Annotated in this window: 24 protein-coding genes; 13 read left to right on the forward strand and 11 right to left on the reverse strand. The window is 60.5% G+C overall.

Translation table 11 applies throughout. The features are described from left to right. Positions 1-13: 13 nt before the first annotated feature. Both H621_RS0107680 and tldD read left to right on the forward strand, forming a co-directional pair. Positions 14-865, forward strand: coding sequence for a carbon-nitrogen hydrolase family protein (locus H621_RS0107680; RefSeq protein WP_028942819.1), 852 nt, complete (start codon positions 14-16; stop codon positions 863-865). Positions 866-867: 2 nt separating this feature from the next. Continuing rightward, positions 868-2,307, forward strand: coding sequence for a metalloprotease TldD (tldD, locus tag H621_RS0107685; protein WP_028942820.1), 1,440 nt, complete (start codon positions 868-870; stop codon positions 2,305-2,307). A 42-nt stretch (positions 2,308-2,349) separates the two neighbouring features. On the opposite strand, the gene yjgA is transcribed toward tldD, so the two are convergent. Continuing rightward, entirely contained in the window at positions 2,350-2,871 is a 522-nt protein-coding gene (yjgA, locus tag H621_RS0107690; RefSeq protein WP_028942821.1) for a ribosome biogenesis factor YjgA, read from the reverse strand. 108 nt (positions 2,872-2,979) lie between these two features. Between yjgA and pmbA the strand changes: the two genes are divergently transcribed. The 6 genes from pmbA to H621_RS0107720 all read left to right on the forward strand — a co-directional run bounded on the left by pmbA (position 2,980) and on the right by H621_RS0107720 (position 8,286). Then, complete coding sequence (pmbA, locus tag H621_RS0107695) at positions 2,980-4,326, forward strand: metalloprotease PmbA (RefSeq protein ID WP_028942822.1); 1,347 nt, start codon at positions 2,980-2,982, stop codon at positions 4,324-4,326. A gap of 188 nt (positions 4,327-4,514) precedes the next feature. Further along, positions 4,515-4,916, forward strand: a complete 402-nt coding sequence (locus H621_RS0107700; RefSeq protein ID WP_028942823.1) for a hypothetical protein — start codon at positions 4,515-4,517, stop codon at positions 4,914-4,916. After that, positions 4,909-6,285: a class II fumarate hydratase gene (locus H621_RS0107705; protein ID WP_028942824.1), complete on the forward strand. Its 1,377-nt coding sequence runs from the start codon at positions 4,909-4,911 to the stop codon at positions 6,283-6,285. The genes H621_RS0107700 and H621_RS0107705 overlap by 8 nt, the downstream gene beginning before the upstream one ends. A 20-nt stretch (positions 6,286-6,305) precedes the next feature. Then, the gene (locus H621_RS0107710; RefSeq protein ID WP_028942825.1) at positions 6,306-6,767 is read left to right on the forward strand and encodes a hypothetical protein; all 462 of its coding nucleotides are present in this window, start codon (positions 6,306-6,308) and stop codon (positions 6,765-6,767) included. Positions 6,768-6,769: 2 nt separating this feature from the next. Beyond that, positions 6,770-7,381 carry a superoxide dismutase gene (locus H621_RS0107715; protein ID WP_028942826.1) on the forward strand — a complete coding sequence of 204 codons (612 nt, stop codon included), beginning with the start codon at positions 6,770-6,772 and terminating at the stop codon, positions 7,379-7,381. Between the two features lie 11 nt (positions 7,382-7,392). Beyond that, the gene (locus H621_RS0107720) at positions 7,393-8,286 is read left to right on the forward strand and encodes a ZIP family metal transporter (protein WP_028942827.1); all 894 of its coding nucleotides are present in this window, start codon (positions 7,393-7,395) and stop codon (positions 8,284-8,286) included. Between the two features lie 16 nt (positions 8,287-8,302). Here H621_RS0107720 and H621_RS0107725 read toward each other — a convergent pair whose 3' ends face one another. From H621_RS0107725 to H621_RS0107770, 10 genes are all read right to left on the reverse strand, one after another. Continuing rightward, entirely contained in the window at positions 8,303-8,575 is a 273-nt protein-coding gene (locus tag H621_RS0107725) for an HPr family phosphocarrier protein (protein ID WP_028942828.1), read from the reverse strand. A 20-nt stretch (positions 8,576-8,595) separates the two neighbouring features. Next, the gene (rapZ, locus tag H621_RS0107730; protein ID WP_028942829.1) at positions 8,596-9,450 is read right to left on the reverse strand and encodes an RNase adapter RapZ; all 855 of its coding nucleotides are present in this window, start codon (positions 9,448-9,450) and stop codon (positions 8,596-8,598) included. Positions 9,451-9,453: 3 nt separating this feature from the next. After that, positions 9,454-9,918: a PTS IIA-like nitrogen regulatory protein PtsN gene (gene ptsN, locus H621_RS0107735; protein ID WP_028942830.1), complete on the reverse strand. Its 465-nt coding sequence runs from the start codon at positions 9,916-9,918 to the stop codon at positions 9,454-9,456. A gap of 12 nt (positions 9,919-9,930) precedes the next feature. Continuing rightward, positions 9,931-10,239, reverse strand: coding sequence for a ribosome hibernation-promoting factor, HPF/YfiA family (hpf, locus tag H621_RS0107740; RefSeq protein WP_028942831.1), 309 nt, complete (start codon positions 10,237-10,239; stop codon positions 9,931-9,933). An 81-nt stretch (positions 10,240-10,320) separates the two neighbouring features. Beyond that, positions 10,321-11,814: an RNA polymerase factor sigma-54 gene (locus H621_RS0107745; protein ID WP_028942832.1), complete on the reverse strand. Its 1,494-nt coding sequence runs from the start codon at positions 11,812-11,814 to the stop codon at positions 10,321-10,323. Between the two features lie 179 nt (positions 11,815-11,993). Continuing rightward, positions 11,994-12,719 carry an LPS export ABC transporter ATP-binding protein gene (lptB, locus tag H621_RS0107750; protein WP_028942833.1) on the reverse strand — a complete coding sequence of 242 codons (726 nt, stop codon included), beginning with the start codon at positions 12,717-12,719 and terminating at the stop codon, positions 11,994-11,996. Further along, positions 12,720-13,244 (reverse strand): lipopolysaccharide transport periplasmic protein LptA, encoded by a 525-nt coding sequence (gene lptA, locus H621_RS0107755; RefSeq protein ID WP_028942834.1) that lies wholly within the window; start codon positions 13,242-13,244, stop codon positions 12,720-12,722. It lies immediately after the preceding gene. Further along, positions 13,231-13,800, reverse strand: coding sequence for an LPS export ABC transporter periplasmic protein LptC (lptC, locus tag H621_RS0107760; RefSeq protein ID WP_028942835.1), 570 nt, complete (start codon positions 13,798-13,800; stop codon positions 13,231-13,233). Before lptC ends, lptA begins: the two co-directional genes overlap by 14 nt. 8 nt (positions 13,801-13,808) lie before the next feature. Beyond that, positions 13,809-14,333, reverse strand: coding sequence for a KdsC family phosphatase (locus H621_RS0107765; RefSeq protein WP_028942836.1), 525 nt, complete (start codon positions 14,331-14,333; stop codon positions 13,809-13,811). Next, complete coding sequence (locus tag H621_RS0107770; protein ID WP_028942837.1) at positions 14,334-15,308, reverse strand: KpsF/GutQ family sugar-phosphate isomerase; 975 nt, start codon at positions 15,306-15,308, stop codon at positions 14,334-14,336. 243 nt (positions 15,309-15,551) lie between these two features. On the opposite strand from H621_RS0107770, the gene H621_RS0107780 reads away from it, so the two are divergent. Genes H621_RS0107780 through H621_RS0107800 form a run of 5 tightly spaced genes read left to right on the forward strand, consistent with a single transcriptional unit; the run spans position 15,552 to position 18,584 of the window. After that, the gene (locus H621_RS0107780) at positions 15,552-16,361 is read left to right on the forward strand and encodes an ATP-binding cassette domain-containing protein (RefSeq protein WP_028942838.1); all 810 of its coding nucleotides are present in this window, start codon (positions 15,552-15,554) and stop codon (positions 16,359-16,361) included. Next, positions 16,361-17,158 (forward strand): lipid asymmetry maintenance ABC transporter permease subunit MlaE, encoded by a 798-nt coding sequence (gene mlaE, locus H621_RS0107785; protein ID WP_028942839.1) that lies wholly within the window; start codon positions 16,361-16,363, stop codon positions 17,156-17,158. Before H621_RS0107780 ends, mlaE begins: the two co-directional genes overlap by 1 nt. Next, positions 17,158-17,625, forward strand: a complete 468-nt coding sequence (mlaD, locus tag H621_RS0107790) for an outer membrane lipid asymmetry maintenance protein MlaD (RefSeq protein ID WP_028942840.1) — start codon at positions 17,158-17,160, stop codon at positions 17,623-17,625. The genes mlaE and mlaD overlap by 1 nt, the downstream gene beginning before the upstream one ends. 9 nt (positions 17,626-17,634) lie before the next feature. Further along, positions 17,635-18,282, forward strand: a complete 648-nt coding sequence (locus H621_RS0107795; protein ID WP_028942841.1) for an MlaC/ttg2D family ABC transporter substrate-binding protein — start codon at positions 17,635-17,637, stop codon at positions 18,280-18,282. Beyond that, entirely contained in the window at positions 18,279-18,584 is a 306-nt protein-coding gene (locus tag H621_RS0107800) for an STAS domain-containing protein (protein ID WP_028942842.1), read from the forward strand. The genes H621_RS0107795 and H621_RS0107800 overlap by 4 nt, the downstream gene beginning before the upstream one ends. The last annotated feature ends 11 nt before the right edge of the window (positions 18,585-18,595 follow it).

Genomic DNA, 18,595 nt, shown 5'->3' on the forward strand with positions numbered 1-18,595 from the left:
GCCAGGAGCGTGCATGAAGTCAGCGGTGATCCAGATGGTCAGCCAGAGCGATGTTCAGGCCAACTTGGTACACGCCAGGCATTTGCTTGAACAAGCCGCGGCAGGTGGCGCCCGGCTGGCCGTGTTGCCGGAGAATTTTGCCGCCATGGGGCGTCGCGACAGCGCCGCCATCGGGCGCGCCGAAGCCACGGGAGAAGGGCCGATCCTGCCCTGGTTGAAACAGACCGCCCGCGACCTCAAGTTATGGGTGGTGGCCGGTACCATTCCTTTGCCGCCTGTCGGTCAGCCTGAAGCCAAGTCCCATGCCTGTTCACTGTTGATCGACGAACATGGCGACACCGTGGCCCGATACGACAAGCTGCACTTGTTCGATGTCGATGTGGCCGACAACCGTGGCCGTTATCGGGAGTCTGATGACTATGCCCATGGCAGTCAGGTGGTGGTGGCTGACACCCCCGTGGGGCGGCTGGGCTTGAGCGTGTGCTACGACCTGCGCTTCCCGGAGCTGTACAGTGTCTTGCGCCAGGCCGGTGCCGAGCTGATCAGCGCGCCTGCGGCGTTTACCGCAGTGACCGGGGCGGCGCACTGGGAAGTGTTGATACGTGCCCGGGCGATCGAAACCCAATGCTATGTGCTGGCCGCTGCCCAGGGCGGAACACACCCGGGACCACGGGAAACTTATGGTCATGCCGCCATCGTCGATCCCTGGGGGCGGATCGTCGCCGAACAGGACAGCGGCGAAGCGGTGCTGCTGGGTGAACGCGACAGCAGCGAACAGGCGTCCATTCGGGCGCGGATGCCGGTGGCGTTGCACCGGCGCTTTTTCTCGCAGGACGCTTTGCGGCCTGCGCACACCTCGGAGTGACTATGAGCGAGATGTTATCCACTGTCAGCGAGCACCTGCTGGCGCCAGGGGGATTGACCCTCGACAGCCTGCAGTCGGTACTGGGCGAGTTGGCCGGGCCGGGCATCGATGCGGCCGACCTGTATTTCCAGGGGCAGATTTCCGAGTCCTGGGCACTCGAAGACGGGATTGTCAAAGAAGGCAGTTTCAATCTCGACCAGGGCGTGGGCGTACGGGCCCAGTCAGGCGAGAAAACCGGTTTTGCCTACAGCAACGCCATCAACCTCGAAGCCCTGACCTCGGCAGCCCGTGCGGCGCGCTCGATCTCCCGTGCGGGGCAGAATGGCAGTGTCCAGGCGTTCAAGAGCCAGGACGTCACGCAACTCTATGGCGCCGATAACCCGCTCGAAGTGATCAGCCGTGCCGAAAAAGTCGAGCTGCTCAAGCGTGTCGACGCAGCCACCCGTGCGCTGGACCCGCGTATCCAGCAGGTCACTGTGAGCATGGCCGGGGTCTGGGAACGCATCCTGATTGCCGCCGCCGATGGCAGCCTGGCTGCCGATGTGCGTCCTCTGGTGCGTTTCAACGTCAGCGTGATCGTCGAGCAGAATGGCCGGCGGGAGCGCGGCGGCCACGGGGGGGGCGGCCGTACCGACTACCGCTATTTCACCGATGAACGGGTCATGGGCTTTGCCCGTGAAGCGTTGCGCCAGGCGCTGGTCAACCTCGAAGCCATTCCAGCGCCGGCAGGCACCCTGCCTGTGGTACTGGGGTCAGGCTGGTCTGGCGTGCTGTTGCATGAGGCCGTCGGCCACGGCCTTGAAGGTGACTTCAATCGCAAGGGCAGTTCGGCCTACAGTGGCCATATGGGCGAGAAGGTTGCGTCCAGCCTGTGCACCATCGTTGATGACGGCACCCTGGAGGGTCGCCGCGGTTCGTTGAGCGTGGATGACGAGGGCACCCCGACTGAATGCACCACCCTGATCGAGAACGGCATCCTCAAGGGCTACATGCAGGACAAGCTCAATGCTCGCCTGATGGGCATGGCCGTCACCGGCAACGGGCGTCGTGAGTCTTATGCGCACCTGCCAATGCCGCGCATGACCAACACCTACATGCGCGCAGGCGACAGCGATCCGGCGGAAATCATCGCCTCGGTGAAAAAAGGCATCTACTGCGCCAACCTCGGCGGTGGCCAGGTGGATATCACCAGCGGCAAGTTCGTGTTCTCCACCAGCGAGGCCTACCTGATCGAAGACGGCAAGATTACCGCTCCCGTCAAGGGCGCGACCCTGATCGGCAACGGTCCGGAAGCCATGAGTCGGGTGTCGATGGTCGGTAATGACCTGTCCCTGGACAGCGGTGTGGGTACCTGCGGCAAGGACGGTCAGTCGGTACCGGTTGGCGTTGGCCAGCCGACCCTGAAGATCGATGCGATCACCGTGGGTGGCACGGGCGCATGAAAATGACACCGGGCGGGCAGGGCGCCTGCCCGGTTGCGAAGATCAACGCAGGCCGCGTTGGGTTTCGTCGAGTTCGCGGATGTATTTGAAGATCTTGCGGCTGGCGGTAGGCGTCTTGTTGGTCTTCAGCTCGTGCTGGGCCTGCCGGATCAGCGAGCGCAGTTGCTGTCGATCCGCCTCGGCGTACTCCTGGACAAATTTCTCCAGGACTTCGTCGGTGCCATCGATCAGCCGGTCGCGCCAGCGTTCGAGGTTGTGGAAACGCTCGTTGTACTGGCGGGAGGACGCGTCGAGTTGGTCAAGAAGCGCAGTGATGGCCTCGATGTCCTGGTCGCGCATCAGCTTGCCGATGAACGACCGATGTCGCCGTTTGGCCTCGTTTGCCGTGTGCTTCTTGTGCTCTTCAAGTGCCGAGCGCAGTTCGTCGGTCAAGGGCAGTTTGGCCAGGGTGTCGGGCTTGAGCGTAGTGAGACGCTCGCCCATATCGACCAGCGCCTGCATCTCGCGCTTGACCTGGGTTTTGCTTTTTTCGCCATCAAAGGCGTTGTCGTAAGAATCAACCATGGGGGCAGTCCGCTGAGAATCGCCGCCATGATAACCAGTCGGGGGCCGCTTGTCCGGCCCGGTCGTAGCAAGACCCTCGCCGAACGCAGAATTTGAGTGGAGAAAACCATGAGTGCAGACCAGAGCGTAGGTCCACAGGCCCTGCCGGCGTTGCAGGAACAGGTCGAACAGATCATCGCCGAAGCCAGGCGCCAGGGCGCCAGCGCCTGTGAAGTGGCGGTGTCGCTGGAGCAGGGGCTGTCGACCTCGGTGCGCCAGCGCGAAGTGGAAACCGTCGAGTTCAACCGCGACCAGGGGTTCGGCATCACCTTGTATGTGGGCCAGCGCAAAGGCTCGGCCAGTACCTCGGCCAGCGGCGCCGAGGCGATTCGCGAGACGGTCGCTGCAGCGTTGGCAATCGCCAAGCACACGTCTGAAGACGAATGCGCGGGGCTTGCCGACCCTGCCCTGATGGCGCGGGACTTGCCGGATTTCGACTTGTATCACGCCTGGGACATTACTCCCGAGCAAGCAATCGAGAAGGCCCTGGCCTGTGAGGCGGCAGCCTTCGAGGCCGATGCCCGGATCAAGAACGCCGATGGCACAACCCTCAATACCCACCAGGGCTGCCGGGTTTACGGCAACAGCCATGGCTTCGTCGGCGGCTATGCCTCCACCCGTCACAGCCTGAGCTGTGTGATGATTGCTGAGGCTGACGGGCAGATGCAGCGCGACTACTGGTACGACGTCAATCGCCAGGGCGAATTGCTGGCCGACCCGCGCAGCATCGGCCAGCGCGCCGCACAACGGGCGGCCAGCCGCCTGGGCGCGCGCCCGGTTCCCACTTGCGAGGTGCCCGTGCTGTTTTCGGCTGAACTTGCCGGCGGCCTGTTCGGTAGCTTTCTGTCGGCGATCTCGGGCGGCAACCTGTATCGCAAGTCCTCGTTCCTCGATGGGGCCATGGGGCAGCGCCTGTTTCCCAGCTGGTTGACCCTCGACGAGCGTCCACACCTGCAGCGTGCATTGGGCAGTGCGGCATTCGATGGTGACGGCCTGGCGACCTATGCCAAGCCGTTCGTCGAAAAAGGTGAGTTGGTGTCCTATGTGCTGGGTACCTATTCCGGCCGCAAGTTGGGCCTGCCGAGCACCGCCAACGCCGGTGGTGTGCACAACCTGTATGTGACTCATGGCGTGGAAGACCAGGCAGCATTGATTCGACGCATGGGCCGCGGTTTGTTGGTGACCGAGTTGATGGGACACGGTTTGAACATGGTGACCGGCGATTATTCTCGTGGCGCGGCGGGGTATTGGGTTGAGAACGGCGAGATCCAGTTTGCAGTCCAGGAGGTAACGATCGCCGGGAATATGAAGGACATGTTCCAGCAGATTGTCGCGATCGGTAATGATCTTGAAACCCGCAGCAACATTCATACGGGTTCCGTTCTGATCGAACGGATGACCGTTGCCGGTAGCTGACCGAAGGTAGGAGAGGCTTGCCTCGCGATGCGATGTCGCTGACGAGATGTGATGGCGGGTCAAGCCCACTCCTGCAGGAAATATCAATTTGAGGCCCGACCCATGCGTCGGGCTTTTTTGTTTTTCTTTTTCGCCAACCTTGAACTGATTCTGATTATCACTTAATAATGAATATCATTATCTAGGCGATGATGTTCATGAAACCCGTCCTTCACGAATTGCCCTACCTCGAAAACTGGCGCTGGCTCAGTCGTCGTATCCGTTGCGCGATGGAGCCGGACGAACCGCGCTTGATCGAACACTACCTGGCCGAGGGTCGATATCTGGTGTGTTGCACCGACACCTCTGCCTGGACCGTCGCCTTGACCTCTTTCCGCCTGCTCCTGGATACCGCCTGCGATCGCATGCTGCCTTGGCATTGGCGCTGCCTGTGCCTGGACCAGGCCTGGAAGCCGCTATTGCAGCTGCGCAAGCTCGATGGTTGCGAGCATGGCCAGCGCTGGCAGCCTTACGCATTGCAATTGGCGAACTGCACGCTGCTGCCTTCTGTTTCTTTCGCTGAACTGATGCAAGGACTTGATGATGAGTAATACCCGAATCGAGCGTGACAGCATGGGTGAACTGCAGGTGCCGGCCGAGGCCCTGTACGGTGCCCAGACCCAGCGCGCGGTGAGCAACTTCCCGATCAGCCAGCAGCGCATGCCCACGCAGTTCATTCGCGCCCTGCTGCTGGCCAAGGCCGCCGCAGCCAAGGCCAACATCGAACTCAAGCAACTGGAAGAAGGGCAGGGCACGGCCATCGTCAAGGCGGTGGAACAGCTGTTGGCTGGCGACTTCATCCAGCACTTCCCGGTGGATATCTACCAGACCGGTTCCGGCACCAGCTCGAACATGAACGCCAACGAAGTGATTGCCACACTGGCCACCCGGATTCTGGGCGACAAGGTCAACCCGAACGACCACGTCAATTGTGGCCAGAGCAGCAACGACATCATTCCGACCACTATCCATGTCAGCGCCGCACTGGCCCTGCACGAACAATTGCTGCCGGCGCTCAAGCACCTGGTACAGGTGATCGAGCAAAAGGCCGAGGCCGTGCATCCGTTCATCAAGACTGGCCGCACCCACCTGATGGACGCCATGCCGGTACGCATGAGCCAGGTGCTGGGCGGTTGGGCCGCCCAGATCAACGGCGCCATCGGCCACATCGAGGCCACCCTGCCGGCCTTGCAGTCCCTGGCCCAGGGCGGCACGGCGGTGGGTACCGGTATCAACGCCCATCCAGAGTTTGCTGCGCGCTTCAGTCAGCAGCTCAGCGGCCTGGCCAAGGTACCGTTCACACCCGGGCAGAACCTGTTCGCCCTGATCGGCTCCCAGGACACCGCCGTGGCACTTTCCGGTCAGCTTAAAACCACTGCGGTGGCGCTGATGAAGATCGCCAACGACCTGCGCTGGATGAACTCGGGGCCATTGGCGGGCCTGGGCGAGATCGAGCTTGAAGGCTTGCAGCCCGGCTCCTCGATCATGCCGGGCAAGGTCAATCCGGTGATTCCGGAGGCCACTGCCATGGTTGCCGCCCAGGTTATCGGCAACGACGCGACCATCGCCGTTGCCGGCCAGTCGGGCAACTTCGAACTCAATGTGATGCTGCCGATCATTGCCCAGAACCTGCTCAGCAGCATCGAGTTGATGGCCAACGTCAGCCGCCTGTTGGCCGACAAGGCGATTGCCAGCTTCAAGGTCAACGAACCCAAGCTCAAGGAAGCCCTGGCGCGCAACCCGATCCTGGTGACTGCGTTGAACCCGATCATCGGCTACCAGAAGGCTGCCGAGATTGCCAAGACCGCCTACAAGCAGGGGCGGCCGATCATCGAGGTCGCCCTGGAGCACACCGACCTGCCGCGCAGCCAGCTGGAAGTGCTGCTGGACCCGGAAAAACTCACTGCTGGCGGTATCTGATACCGCACTGGAGGTTTGTCATGCAGCACTGGAAGCGCACCACCGAAATCGCCAATCGCCTGTTCGATCAGGGCGAGCTGGTTGATGCCCGCGAGTTGTATCTGCAGGCCCTGGCCCTGGCCCAGGTGTTGTTCGAGCGCTGGCATGACGCCGATGAAGCGGTGGCCGTGTGCGTCATCGCTCATCACAACCTGGCGGACCTGCACTTGCGCCTGAACCAACCTCAGGAAAGCGCGGAGTACCTCTGCGCGATCCATCAGCGGTTGTTGCAGGCCATGCAGGACCAACGCCTGGCACCGGCGCTGCGCGAAGCGGCGCTACGTCACAGCAGCAAGACTTACACCGAGCTTTTGAACTTCATCAGCGAGTACGGCCAGTACCCGCGTACCGAACGCCTGCTCCATAGCCATGGCCCGCAGCCGGTGGTTATGGCCGGTCAGGAAAGTGCCGGGTCGTCGGCTCACCACTACGGAATCCATTGAACATGCCTTATACCTTGCCTGCCTTGCCTTACGCCTACGATGCGCTTGAGCCGCACATCGACACCCAGACCATGCAGATTCACCACAGCAAGCACCACCAGACCTACATCAACAATCTGAACGCAGCTGTCGAAGGCACCGAGTGGGCCGAGTGGCCAGTAGAAAAACTGGTAGCGGCAGTCAAGCAGTTGCCGCAACCGCTGCAGGCGGCTGTGATCAACCAGGGTGGCGGGCATGCCAACCATTCGTTGTTCTGGACGATCATGTCGCCCAAAGGCGGTGGTCTGCCGCAGGGTGCGGTGGCCAAGGCCATTGATGAACAGCTGGGCGGTTTCGAGGCCTTCAAGGATGCTTTCACCAAGGCAGCCCTGACCCGTTTTGGCAGCGGTTGGGCCTGGCTCAGCGTGACACCTGAGAAAAAGCTCATGGTGGAAAGCAGCGGCAACCAGGACAGCCCGTTGATGAATGGAAACACACCGATCCTTGGGTTGGACGTGTGGGAACATGCCTACTACTTGCTGTACCAGAATCGCCGACCTGAATACATCAATGCCTTCTACAGCGTGATCGACTGGTCCGAAGTCGAACGTCGCTACGTAGCCGCCCTGGTGTGAGTCGTACCGGTATGCCTACGGATGTGATGTCCATCAGTGGCGTGCGCCTGTTTCGCCTGGCCCTCGGTACGCTGCTGTTGCTGGTCGGTTGTGCCTTGCTTATGGCGCAGGGAATCGCCTGGCTGGACCTTGAGCCGCGCATGATGCGCGCGCTCGAGGGTGGTGCCCTGTGCGCGCTGGGTACGGCGCTGGGTGCAGTGCCGGTGCTGGTGATCCGCAGCATGGCGGTTGCCCTGGCCGATACCTTGTTGGGTTTCGGTGCCGGTGTAATGCTGGCGGCCACGGCCTTCTCGCTGATCATTCCAGGGCTGGATGCGGCCCAGGCTATCGGGTTGAACAAGTGGGGAGCGGGCGGGCTGATCAGCTTCGGCCTGCTGTTTGGCGCATTTTGCCTGTACCTGGTTGATCTCAAGGTTTCCGGCGGGTCGCCGGAAGCCCTGGTGGGAAGTGCTCAGCAACCGGTGATAGCTGCACGGATCTGGGTATTCGTCATTGCCATCATTGCCCACAACATTCCCGAAGGCATGGCTATTGGCGTGTCAGCTGGCGGTGGTATGCCAGATGCCGACAGCCTGGCCATGGGTATTGCACTGCAGGATGTGCCTGAAGGCCTGGTCATCGCCCTGGTGCTCGCCGGGGCGGGAATGGGGCGGTTCAAGGCGTTTTTGATCGGCGCGGCGTCCGGGCTGGTCGAGCCGGTGGCGGCTCTGTTGTGCGCCTGGCTGGTAACGGTGGCAGAGCTCTTGCTGCCATTGGGGCTGGCGTGTGCCGCCGGAGCAATGTTGCTGGTGGTGACTCAGGAGATCATCCCTGAATCACGCAGCAACGGCCATCATCGCCTGGCAAGCCTGGGACTGTGCATTGGCTTCTGCCTGATGATGGTGATGGACACGGCGTTGTCTTGAACGAAAACGAGGGCGATCACTCGCCCTCGTCAAAATAGTTGTTGATCAGCTCGACCAGTGCTGTGAGTGCTGCGTCCTCGTCTTCGCCTTCGGTATGTAGATGCACCTGGGTACCTTTTCCAGCCGCCAACATCATTACGGCCATGATGCTTTTGCCATCGATCAGTTTGTCGGGCGCACGACCTACACGCACCGTGCAGGGGAAGCGTCCAGCCACGCCAACGAATTTTGCAGCAGCCCGGGCATGCAGCCCCAGCTTGTTGATGATGGTGATCTCACGAGCAGGCATCGCGGCGGTAGTCCTGTGGGCTAGAGGTCGCGGTGGCGGACCTGGACGTTCTTCAAGGATTGTTGCAACAACTGGCCCAGGCGCTCGGTCAGGTAAACCGAGCGGTGGTGTCCACCGGTGCAGCCAATGGCAATGGTGACATAGGCGCGATTGCTGGCAGCAAAGCGCGGCAGCCATTTGAGCAGGTAGCTGGAGATATCCTGGAACATCTCCTCGACATCGGGCTGGGCCGCGAGATAGTCGATGACCGGTTGCTCCAGACCCGAGTGCTCGCGCAGCTCCGGCTTCCAGTAGGGATTGGGCAGGCAGCGCACGTCGAACACCAGGTCGGCGTCAATCGGCATGCCCCGCTTGAAACCGAAGGATTCGACGAGGAAGGCAGTCCCGGGTTCCGGCTGGTTGAGCAGGCGCAGCTTGATCGAATCACGCAGCTGATACAGGTTCAGGTTGGTGGTGTCGATTTTAAGGTCGGCGAGGTCGGCGATAGGGCCCAGCAGCTCGGTTTCGTCCTTGATGGCTTCGGCCAGGGAACGGTTGGCGTTGGTCAACGGGTGACGGCGGCGGGTTTCCGAGAAGCGCTTGAGCAGTGTGTCTTCGTCGGCATCCAGGTACAGCACATCACACTGGATATGACGACCGCGCGCCTCTTCCAGTAATTCCGGGAAGCGCGACAGGTGGCTGGGCAGGTTGCGGGCATCGATCGATACGGCCACCTTGGGCTGCATCAGCTCGGTATTGATCAGGGCGTTCTCGGCCAGTTGGGGCAACAACCCGGCGGGCAGGTTGTCGATACAGTAGTAGCCGTTGTCCTCAAGGACAGCGAGGGCAGTACTCTTGCCGGAGCCAGACCGGCCGCTGACGATGATCAAGCGCATATATCAATGCTCGTTCTGTGCGTCCAGTACGACCTGGTACAGGGCTTCGCTGCTGTTGGCGGCGCGTAGCCGGTCACGTACGTCCTTGCGGTCGAGCATGCTTGCGATCTGGCGCAGCAATTCCAGGTGCGCATCGGTAGCCGCCTCCGGAACCAGCAGGACAAACAGCAAGTCGACTGGCGCGCCATCAATGGCGTCGTAGTCGATCGGTGCTTCCAGGTGTATCAGGGCGCTGATAGGCGATGAGCAGCCTTTGAGGCGGCAGTGTGGAATGGCAATGCCATTGCCAAACCCGGTTGACCCGAGTTTCTCCCGGGCAAACAGGCTTTCAAATACGTCCTGCATCTCCAGGTCGGTAACTTCCCGGTCGATCAGGGTGGCGATTTCCTGGAGGACGCGCTTTTTACTGCCGCCCGGCACGTTCACAAGGGAACGGCCGGGGGTCAGGATGGTTTCAAGTCGGATCATGGATGAGGGGGATCAGCGGGCCGCTGCACCTTGCAGCAGGCTTTGCTGTTTTTCCTTGTGTTTTTTCAGTTGGCGGTCGAGCTTGTCAGTCAAGGCATCGATCGCTGCATACATGTCTGTGTGTTCGGCATTTGCAACAACTTCGCCGCCGGGAATAAACAGCGTTGCTTCGATTTTCTGCTGCAGCTTCTCGACCTTCATGATTACCGTCACATTGGTAATCTTGTCGAAGTGCCCCTCCAGTCGCTTCAGTTTCTGTTCGACATACTCACGCAGGGGCTGAGTGACTTCTACATGCTGTCCACTGATATTGACTTGCATACAGCTTCTCCTTTGTTGCCGGTGCATAAGAGGCAGGTGTTGCGCCTGCCACTGAACTGCGATGGCACACCTCAGGGGCCGTTACATCAATCGCTTGCGCTCGCTCGACGGTGCAATGCCGAGGGACTCGCGGTACTTGGCGACGGTGCGACGGGCTACCTGGATGCCTTGTGCCTCCAGTAAACCAGCGATCTTGCTGTCACTCAATGGCTTTTTCTGATTTTCAGCTGCAACCAGTTTTTTGATGATCGCGCGGATGGCTGTGGACGAGCATTCGCCGCCTTCGGAGGTACTCACGTGGCTGGAGAAAAAGTACTTCAGCTCGTAAATGCCCCGTGGGGTATGCATGTATTTCTGGGTGGTTACCCGGGAAATCGTCGACTCGTGCATGCCTACCGCTTCGGCGATGTCGTGCAGCACCAGCGGCTTCATCGCTTCGTCGCCGTGGTCGAGAAAGCCCCGTTGATGCTCGACGATCTGGGTGGCGACCTTCATCAGGGTCTCGTTGCGGCTCTGCAGGCTCTTGATGAACCAGCGGGCTTCCTGCAACTGATTGCGCATGAAGGTGTTGTCGGCACTGGTGTCGGCACGACGGACGAAGCCTGCGTACTGCGGGTTGACCCGCAGGCGCGGGACGGCTTCCTGGTTCAGCTCGACCAGCCAGCGTTCGTTGTCCTTGCGTACGATCACGTCCGGGACAACGTACTCGGGCTCGCTGGACTCGATCTGCGAACCGGGGCGCGGGTTGAGGCTCTGGACCAGTTCGATCACCTGGCGCAACTCGTCTTCCTTGAGCTTCATGCGGCGCATCAGCTGGCTGTAGTCGCGGCTGCCGAGCAGGTCGATATAGTCGCTGACCAGGCGCTGCGCCTCGGCCATCCACGGCGTCGTGGCAGGCAGTTGGCGCAGTTGCAACAGCAGGCATTCGCCGAGGTTGCGCGCGCCGATGCCGGCGGGTTCGAATTGCTGGATGCGATGCAGTACGGCCTCGACTTCATCGAGCTCGATATCCAGCTCGGGATCGAAGGATTCGCAGACTTCTTCGAGTGTCTCGTCCAGGTAGCCCTGGTTGTTGATGCAGTCGATCAGCGTCACGGCGATCAACCGGTCGGTGTCGGACATCGGCGCCAGGTTCAACTGCCAGAGCAGGTGGCTCTGCAGGCTTTCACCGACCGAAGTACGGGTGGTGAAGTCCCACTCGTCATCGTCATTGCTGGGCAGGCTGCTGGCGCTGGTCTGGTAGATGTCTTCCCAGGCCGTGTCGACTGGCAGTTCATTGGGGATGCGTTCGCTCCACTCGCCCTCTTCGAGGTTGTCCACTGTTTGCGTGGTTTCCTGGAAGCTGGTGTCCTGGGTTTCGGCGACAGGCTTGCTTTCGGCGTTATCGGCCATCGGGTCGCTGTTGTCGAAATCGTCGCCTTCTTCCTGGCGTTCGAGCATCGGGTTCGACTCCAGCGCTTCCTGGATCTCCTGCTGGAGATCAAGGGTAGATAGCTGGAGCAGACGGATGGCCTGTTGCAACTGCGGGGTCATCGTCAGTTGCTGGCCCATTCTTAGGACGAGCGATGGTTTCATGGCAGGGGCTTAACACCTTATTTGCCGGCGCACATGCGCCATCCACTACAAGGGCACCGAAGCGCCAACTTTAAGCAAATTATATGCCTGAAGTTGAAGCGTTTGCCTAGGGTGCGGTAACAAATATGCCGCATTTCGCCGGTTCAGCGGCCCATGGCAAACGCTGTGCTGCTTCGAACTTACAAGCGGAACTCGTGGCCCAGGTAGACCTCTTTAACCAGATCGTTGGCCAGGATGGTCTGCGCATCGCCTTCGGCGATCAGTTGGCCATCATTGACGATGTAGGCGGTTTCGCAGATATCCAGAGTTTCCCGAACGTTATGGTCGGTGATCAGCACGCCAATGCCTTTGGCCTTGAGGTGGTGGATGATCTGCTTGATGTCGCCGACCGAAATCGGGTCGACACCGGCAAAGGGTTCGTCGAGCAGGATGAACTTCGGGGCCGTGGCCAGTGCCCGGGCGATTTCCACGCGTCGCCGCTCGCCCCCGGAAAGGCTCATGCCGAGGTTGTCGCGAATATGGCTGATGTGGAATTCCTGCAGCAGGCTTTCCAGCTCCTTGCGGCGTCCGGCGGCATCGAGCTCCTTGCGGGTTTCGAGGATCGCCATGATGTTGTCGGCCACCGACAGCTTGCGAAAGATCGATGCCTCCTGGGGCAGGTAGCCGATGCCGGCACGGGCACGCCCGTGCATCGGCTGGTGGCTGACATCCAGGTCGTCGATCAGGACGCGTCCCTGGTCGGCCTGGACCAGTCCGACGATCATGTAGAAGCAGGTGGTCTTGCCGGCGCCGTTAGGGCCGAGCAGGCCGACGATCTGGCCGCTGTCGATAGACAGGCTGACGTCACGTACTACCTGACGGCTTTTGTAGCTCTTGGCCAGGTGCTGGGCTTTGAGGGTTGCCATTTACTCGGCCTTCTTCTTCGGCTGGATCACCATGTCGATGCGTTGGCGTGGCGTGGTGACGTTGCTGCCACGGCCGGCGGTCGCTACCTGGGACTTGGTGTTGTAGACGATCTTCTCTCCTTCGGTGGTGTTGCCTTCGTTTTCCACCTTGGCGCGATCGGTCAGTACAACCAGTTCTTTTTGCGACTGGTACTGGATAGTGACGGCCCAGCCTTTCATCTTGTCCGGCTTGTCGGCGCTCTGCTGTTGCTCGAAGTAGGCGAGGTTGCCCACCGAAGTCACGACGTCGATGTCGCCGGAGTCGGCGCGGGTGATGGTCACGGTGTTGCCTTTGATCATCATCGAGCCCTGGGTGATGATGACGTCTCCGGTATAGGTGGCGACGCCTTTCTTGTCGTCCAGGTGCGCGTTGTCGGCCTGGATGCGAATTGGCTGGTTACGGTCGGTCGGCAGGGCCCAGGCGCTCGCGCTTCCCAGTGCTGCGCTCAGGCTGAGCAAAAAGGGGAGGGTTTTAACGAGCCTCATACTGTCCTCTTACGTTGGACAGCAGGTCCATCCTGCCGTCTTTCAAATACGCTTTCATTCCGTTACCCGTAGTCACGCCACCGGCGCCGTCGATTCTAACGGCTTGCTCGGTTTGCGCATATTGCTTCTGTGGGAACACGGTCATGCGCGTGGTGGTAATAATGGTCGTGCGATTCTTTTCGTCGGTGCGGGCAATCCGTACCGAGTCGATCAGTTCTACTTCGCTGCCGTCCGGGTTCACTTCGCCTTTCTCGCTCTGAACGTGCCAGGGGAATGTGGTACCACGGTACATCTGCAGGTCCGGCTTGGTCAGCAAGGTCACTTCGCTGACCTTGAGGTGTTCGACCTTGTCGGCCGTCATTTCATATTGCAGCTTGCCGTCAGGCAGGAACTGCACGCTGTGGGCGTTGGTTGCGTAGTAGTCGATGGCGTTTTCATCGACAGTGGCCACCGGTTTGTCGAGAAAGCTCTCGGGGCCGATGTTCCAGTAGCCGACGGCTACCAGCAACGCGGCAATCACACTGAACAGCGCAATGGTGCGGATTTTTTTGAACATTTGTCGCTCTACAGGTAATGGGCGTTGGCGGCGTCAAGATTGCCCTGGGCTTGCAGGATCAGCTCGCAGAATTCACGGGCAGCGCCTTCACCGCCGCGGGCAAGGGTGACACCGTGGGCGTGTTCGCGAACGAACGCTGCGGCGTTGGCTACTGCCATGCCCAGGCCGACGCGACGGATCACCGGCAGGTCGGGCAGGTCGTCACCCAGATAGGCCACTTGCTCATAGCTTAGGTTGAGCTGGCCGAGAAGCTCGTCCAAAACCACCAATTTATCTTCCCGTCCCTGATACAGGTGAGGGATGCCGAGGTTCTTGGCGCGTCGCTCCACCACCGGAGTCTTGCGTCCGCTGATGATTGCCGTGGTCACGCCCGACGCCATGAGCATCTTGATGCCGTGGCCGTCGAGGGTGTTGAAGGTCTTGAATTCGCTGCCGTCCTCGAGGAAATACAGGCGGCCATCGGTCAGTACGCCGTCAACGTCGAAAACAGCCAGCTTGATGGCCTTGCCGCGGTGCATCAGGTCGTTGGTCATCTACATCACTCCAGCGCGCAGCAAGTCATGCATGTTGAGCGCGCCGATAGGGCGTTCGTCGTTGTCGACCACCACCAGGGCGTTGATCTTGTGGTCTTCCATGATCTTCAGGGCTTCGGCGGCAAGCATTTCTGCGCGAGCCGTCTTGCCGTGGAGGGTCATGACCTCGTCGATCAAGGTCTTGTGTACGTCGATGTTGCGATCGAGGCTGCGGCGAAGGTCGCCGTCAGTGAAAATACCGGCAAGCCGTCCGTCGGGTTCAACGACGACGGTCATGCCCAAACCTTTGCGAGACATTTCAAGTAGCGCGTCCTTGAGCAGGATGCCGCGCGCTACCTTGGGCAGTTCATCGCCCGCGTGCATGACGTTCTCGACCTTGAGCAGCAGGCGGCGGCCCAGGGCGCCACCGGGGTGCGAAAACGCGAAGTCTTCGGCGGTGAATCCACGGGCTTCAAGCAGGGCGATCGCCAGTGCGTCCCCCAGTACCAGTGCCGCGGTGGTCGAAGACGTGGGCGCCAGGTTCAGCGGGCAGGCTTCCTGCTCGACACGGGCGTCCAGATTCACTTCGGCGGCCTTGGCCAGTGCTGAATCAGGGTTGCCGGTCATGCTGATGAGCTGGATGCCCAGGCGCTTGATCAGCGGCAGCAAGGTAACGATTTCGGCGGTGGAGCCCGAGTTGGACAGCGCCAGGATCACGTCTTCGCGGGTGATCATGCCCATGTCACCATGGCTGGCTTCGGCCGGGTGGACGAAAAACGATGGCGTGCCGGTGCTGGCGAGGGTGGCGGCAATTTTTCTGCCGATATGACCGGACTTGCCCATTCCAACCACGACGACGCGCCCCTTGCAGGCCTGGATCAGCTCGCAGGCTTTGACGAAATCGGCGTCGATGTGGGCCAGCAGGCCCTCTACCGCCTTTACTTCAAGGCGGATAGTGCGCTGCGCGGATTGAATCAGCTCGCTGGATTGGCTCATGGCGGAAAACGATTGCCTGATGAAAGGCGCCGATTATAGCGACAATGCGCAAAACCCTCACCTTGTGATTGTCAAACAGACCGCGATCTAGCTTAACCATAGCTGAACGAGCGCTGCGGCGGCCTTGGGGCGCTGCTATCAGCGGTGCTATAGTTCGCCGCCTGTTCGGCCCGCTTGGGACGTGCGTGCCTCCATGAAGGGGGCGCGCGTCTGAGTGAGAAGGCTGCATCGCAAGGAGTCTAGATGAGCGTTGATAACGCCTACGCGGTCGAGTTGAAGGGCGTGTCCTTCAAGCGCGGTACGCGCAGCATCTTCAATAATGTCGATATACGCATTCCGCGGGGCAAGGTTACCGGGATCATGGGGCCTTCGGGGTGTGGCAAGACCACATTGCTGCGTCTGATGGGGGCCCAGTTGCGGCCTGCCAGCGGCGAGGTCTGGGTCGGCGGGCAGAACCTGCCCACGTTATCGCGTGGCGACTTGTTCGATGCGCGCAAGCAAATGGGTGTGTTGTTCCAGAGCGGCGCGTTGTTCACCGATCTCGATGTGTTCGAGAACGTGGCGTTCCCGTTGCGGGTGCATACCCAGCTGTCCGACGAGATGATCCGCGACATCGTACTGATGAAGCTGCAGGCCGTTGGCCTGCGCGGTGCCATCGAGCTGATGCCGGACGAACTCTCAGGTGGCATGAAGCGCCGTGTCGCGCTGGCCCGGGCCATTGCCCTGGACCCGCAGATCCTCATGTACGACGAGCCTTTTGTGGGGCAGGACCCTATTGCCATGGGGGTTCTGGTGCGCCTGATCCGCCTGCTCAATGACGCCTTGGGTATCACCAGCATCGTGGTGTCCCACGATCTGGCCGAGACCGCCAGTATTGCCGACTACATTTACGTCGTTGGTGACGGGCAGGTACTGGGCCAGGGCACGCCGGACGAGCTGATGGGCTCCGATAACCCGCGCATTCGCCAGTTCATGAAGGGCGATCCGGATGGCCCTGTGCCCTTTCACTTTCCTGCGCCTGATTACCGCGCCGATCTTCTGGGGAAGCGTTGATGCGCAGAAAATCCTTGCTCGAACGCATTCGTCGATTCGGCCGTTCGGCCATCGACGTGCTGGCCGTACTCGGCCGTTCCTGCCTGTTCCTGGTGCATGCACTGGTGGGGCGCGGTGGGATCGGTGGCGGTTTTCAATTATTGGTCAAGCAACTCTATTCGGTCGGCGTGCTGTCGCTGGCGATCATTGTCGTCTCGGGGGTATTCATCGGGATGGTGCTGGCCTTGCAGGGGTTCAGCATCCTGGCCAAGTACGGCTCGGAGCAGGCCGTGGGGCAGATGGTTGCGCTGACCTTGCTGCGCGAGCTGGGGCCGGTCGTCACAGCGCTGCTGTTCGCCGGTCGAGCAGGTTCGGCACTGACCGCCGAAATCGGCAACATGAAGTCGACCGAACAACTTTCCAGCCTGGAAATGATCGGCGTCGACCCACTCAAGTACATCGTTGCCCCGCGCCTGTGGGCCGGTTTCATCTCGTTGCCGTTGCTGGCGCTGATTTTCAGCGTGGTCGGTATCTGGGGTGGTTCCTGGGTGGCGGTTGACTGGCTGGGCGTCTATGACGGCTCGTTCTGGGCCAACATGCAAAACAGCGTGTCGTTCACCGATGACGTACTCAACGGTGTCATCAAAAGCCTGGTTTTTGCCTTTGTCGTCACCTGGATTGCCGTATTCCAGGGCTATGACTGTGAGCCCACCTCAGAGGGGATCAGTCGTGCCACCACCAAGACCGTGGTCTATGCCTCATTGGCAGTCCTGGGTCTGGACTTTATTCTGACCGCCTTGATGTTTGGAGATTTCTGATGCAAAACCGCACCCTGGAAATCGGTGTTGGCCTGTTCCTCCTGGCCGGGATCCTGGCGCTGCTGTTGTTGGCATTGCGCGTCAGCGGCCTGTCTGCCAGTCCGAGCAGCGACACCTATAAAGTTTATGCCTACTTCGACAATATCGCCGGTTTGACGGTCAGAGCTAAAGTGACCATGGCTGGTGTGACCATCGGCAAGGTCACGGCCATCGATCTGGACCGTGATACCTATACCGGTCGGGTGACGTTGCAACTGGAAAAACGTGTAGACAACCTGCCTACCGATTCCACTGCCTCTATCCTCACCGCGGGTTTGCTCGGCGAGAAGTACATCGGTATCAGCGTTGGCGGCGATGACGCGGTGCTCAAGGATGGTGCAACTATCCACGACACCCAGTCGGCGCTGGTACTGGAAGATCTGATTGGCAAGTTCCTGCTCAATACTGTTGGCAAAGAAGCTAAATAAGGAGTTTCCATGATCTCTATCCTGCGACGCGGCTTGCTGGTTCTGCTGGCGGCGCTGCCATTGATGGCGGTGGCCGCACAGTCGCCCAAAGAAGTGATACAGGGTACGACTACCCAATTGCTGGCTGACCTGAAGGCCAACAAGGAGCAATACAAGTCCAATCCAAGCGCGTTCTACGACGCGCTCAATGCCAACCTGGGGCCTGTGGTCGATGCCGACGGCATCTCTCGCAGCATCATGACGGTCAAGTACTCGCGAAAAGCCACTCCGGAGCAGATGCAGCGCTTCCAGGAGAACTTCAAGCGCAGCCTGATGCAGTTCTATGGCAATGCCTTGCTTGAGTACAACAACCAGGGTATCACCGTAGGCGCGGAGAAAATGGACGGCAACGACCGTGCCAGCGTCGACATGACCGTCAAGGGCAATAATGGTGCCATCTATCCGGTTTCCTACACGCTGACCAAGCTCGACGGCGAGTGGAAAGTGCGTAACGTGATCGTCAACGGCATCAACATCGGCAAGCTGTTCCGCGATCAGTTCGCCGATGCCATGCAGCGCAACGGCAATAACCTGGACAAGACCATCGACGGCTGGGCCGGCGAAGTGGCCAAGGCCAAGGAAACTGCCGAGCAAGAAACCGAGAAGCAAACGCAATGATCGATAGCACCATCACCCTGAGCGAGGACGGTGTACTCGGCCTCGCTGGCGTACTGGACTACCGTACGGGGCCGGCGTTGCGCAAGCAGGGCAAGGCGCTGATCGCGTCGAGCAAGGGTGCGACGCTGGTGCTCGATTGCTCCAAGGTCGAGAAGTCCAGCAGTGTCGGGTTGTCCCTGCTGCTGGCGTTCATGCGTGATGCCAAGGCGGCCGGCAAGGCCGTCGAGGTGCGCGCGATGCCTCAGGACATGCGTGAAATCGCCGAGGTTTACGACCTCGATGAAGTACTGGCGGGGCAGTGACTGCCCGATGA

It is taken from the genome of Pseudomonas vranovensis DSM 16006, from assembly GCF_000425805.1.
In the GTDB taxonomy this organism is placed as follows: Bacteria; Pseudomonadota; Gammaproteobacteria; order Pseudomonadales; family Pseudomonadaceae; genus Aquipseudomonas; species Aquipseudomonas vranovensis.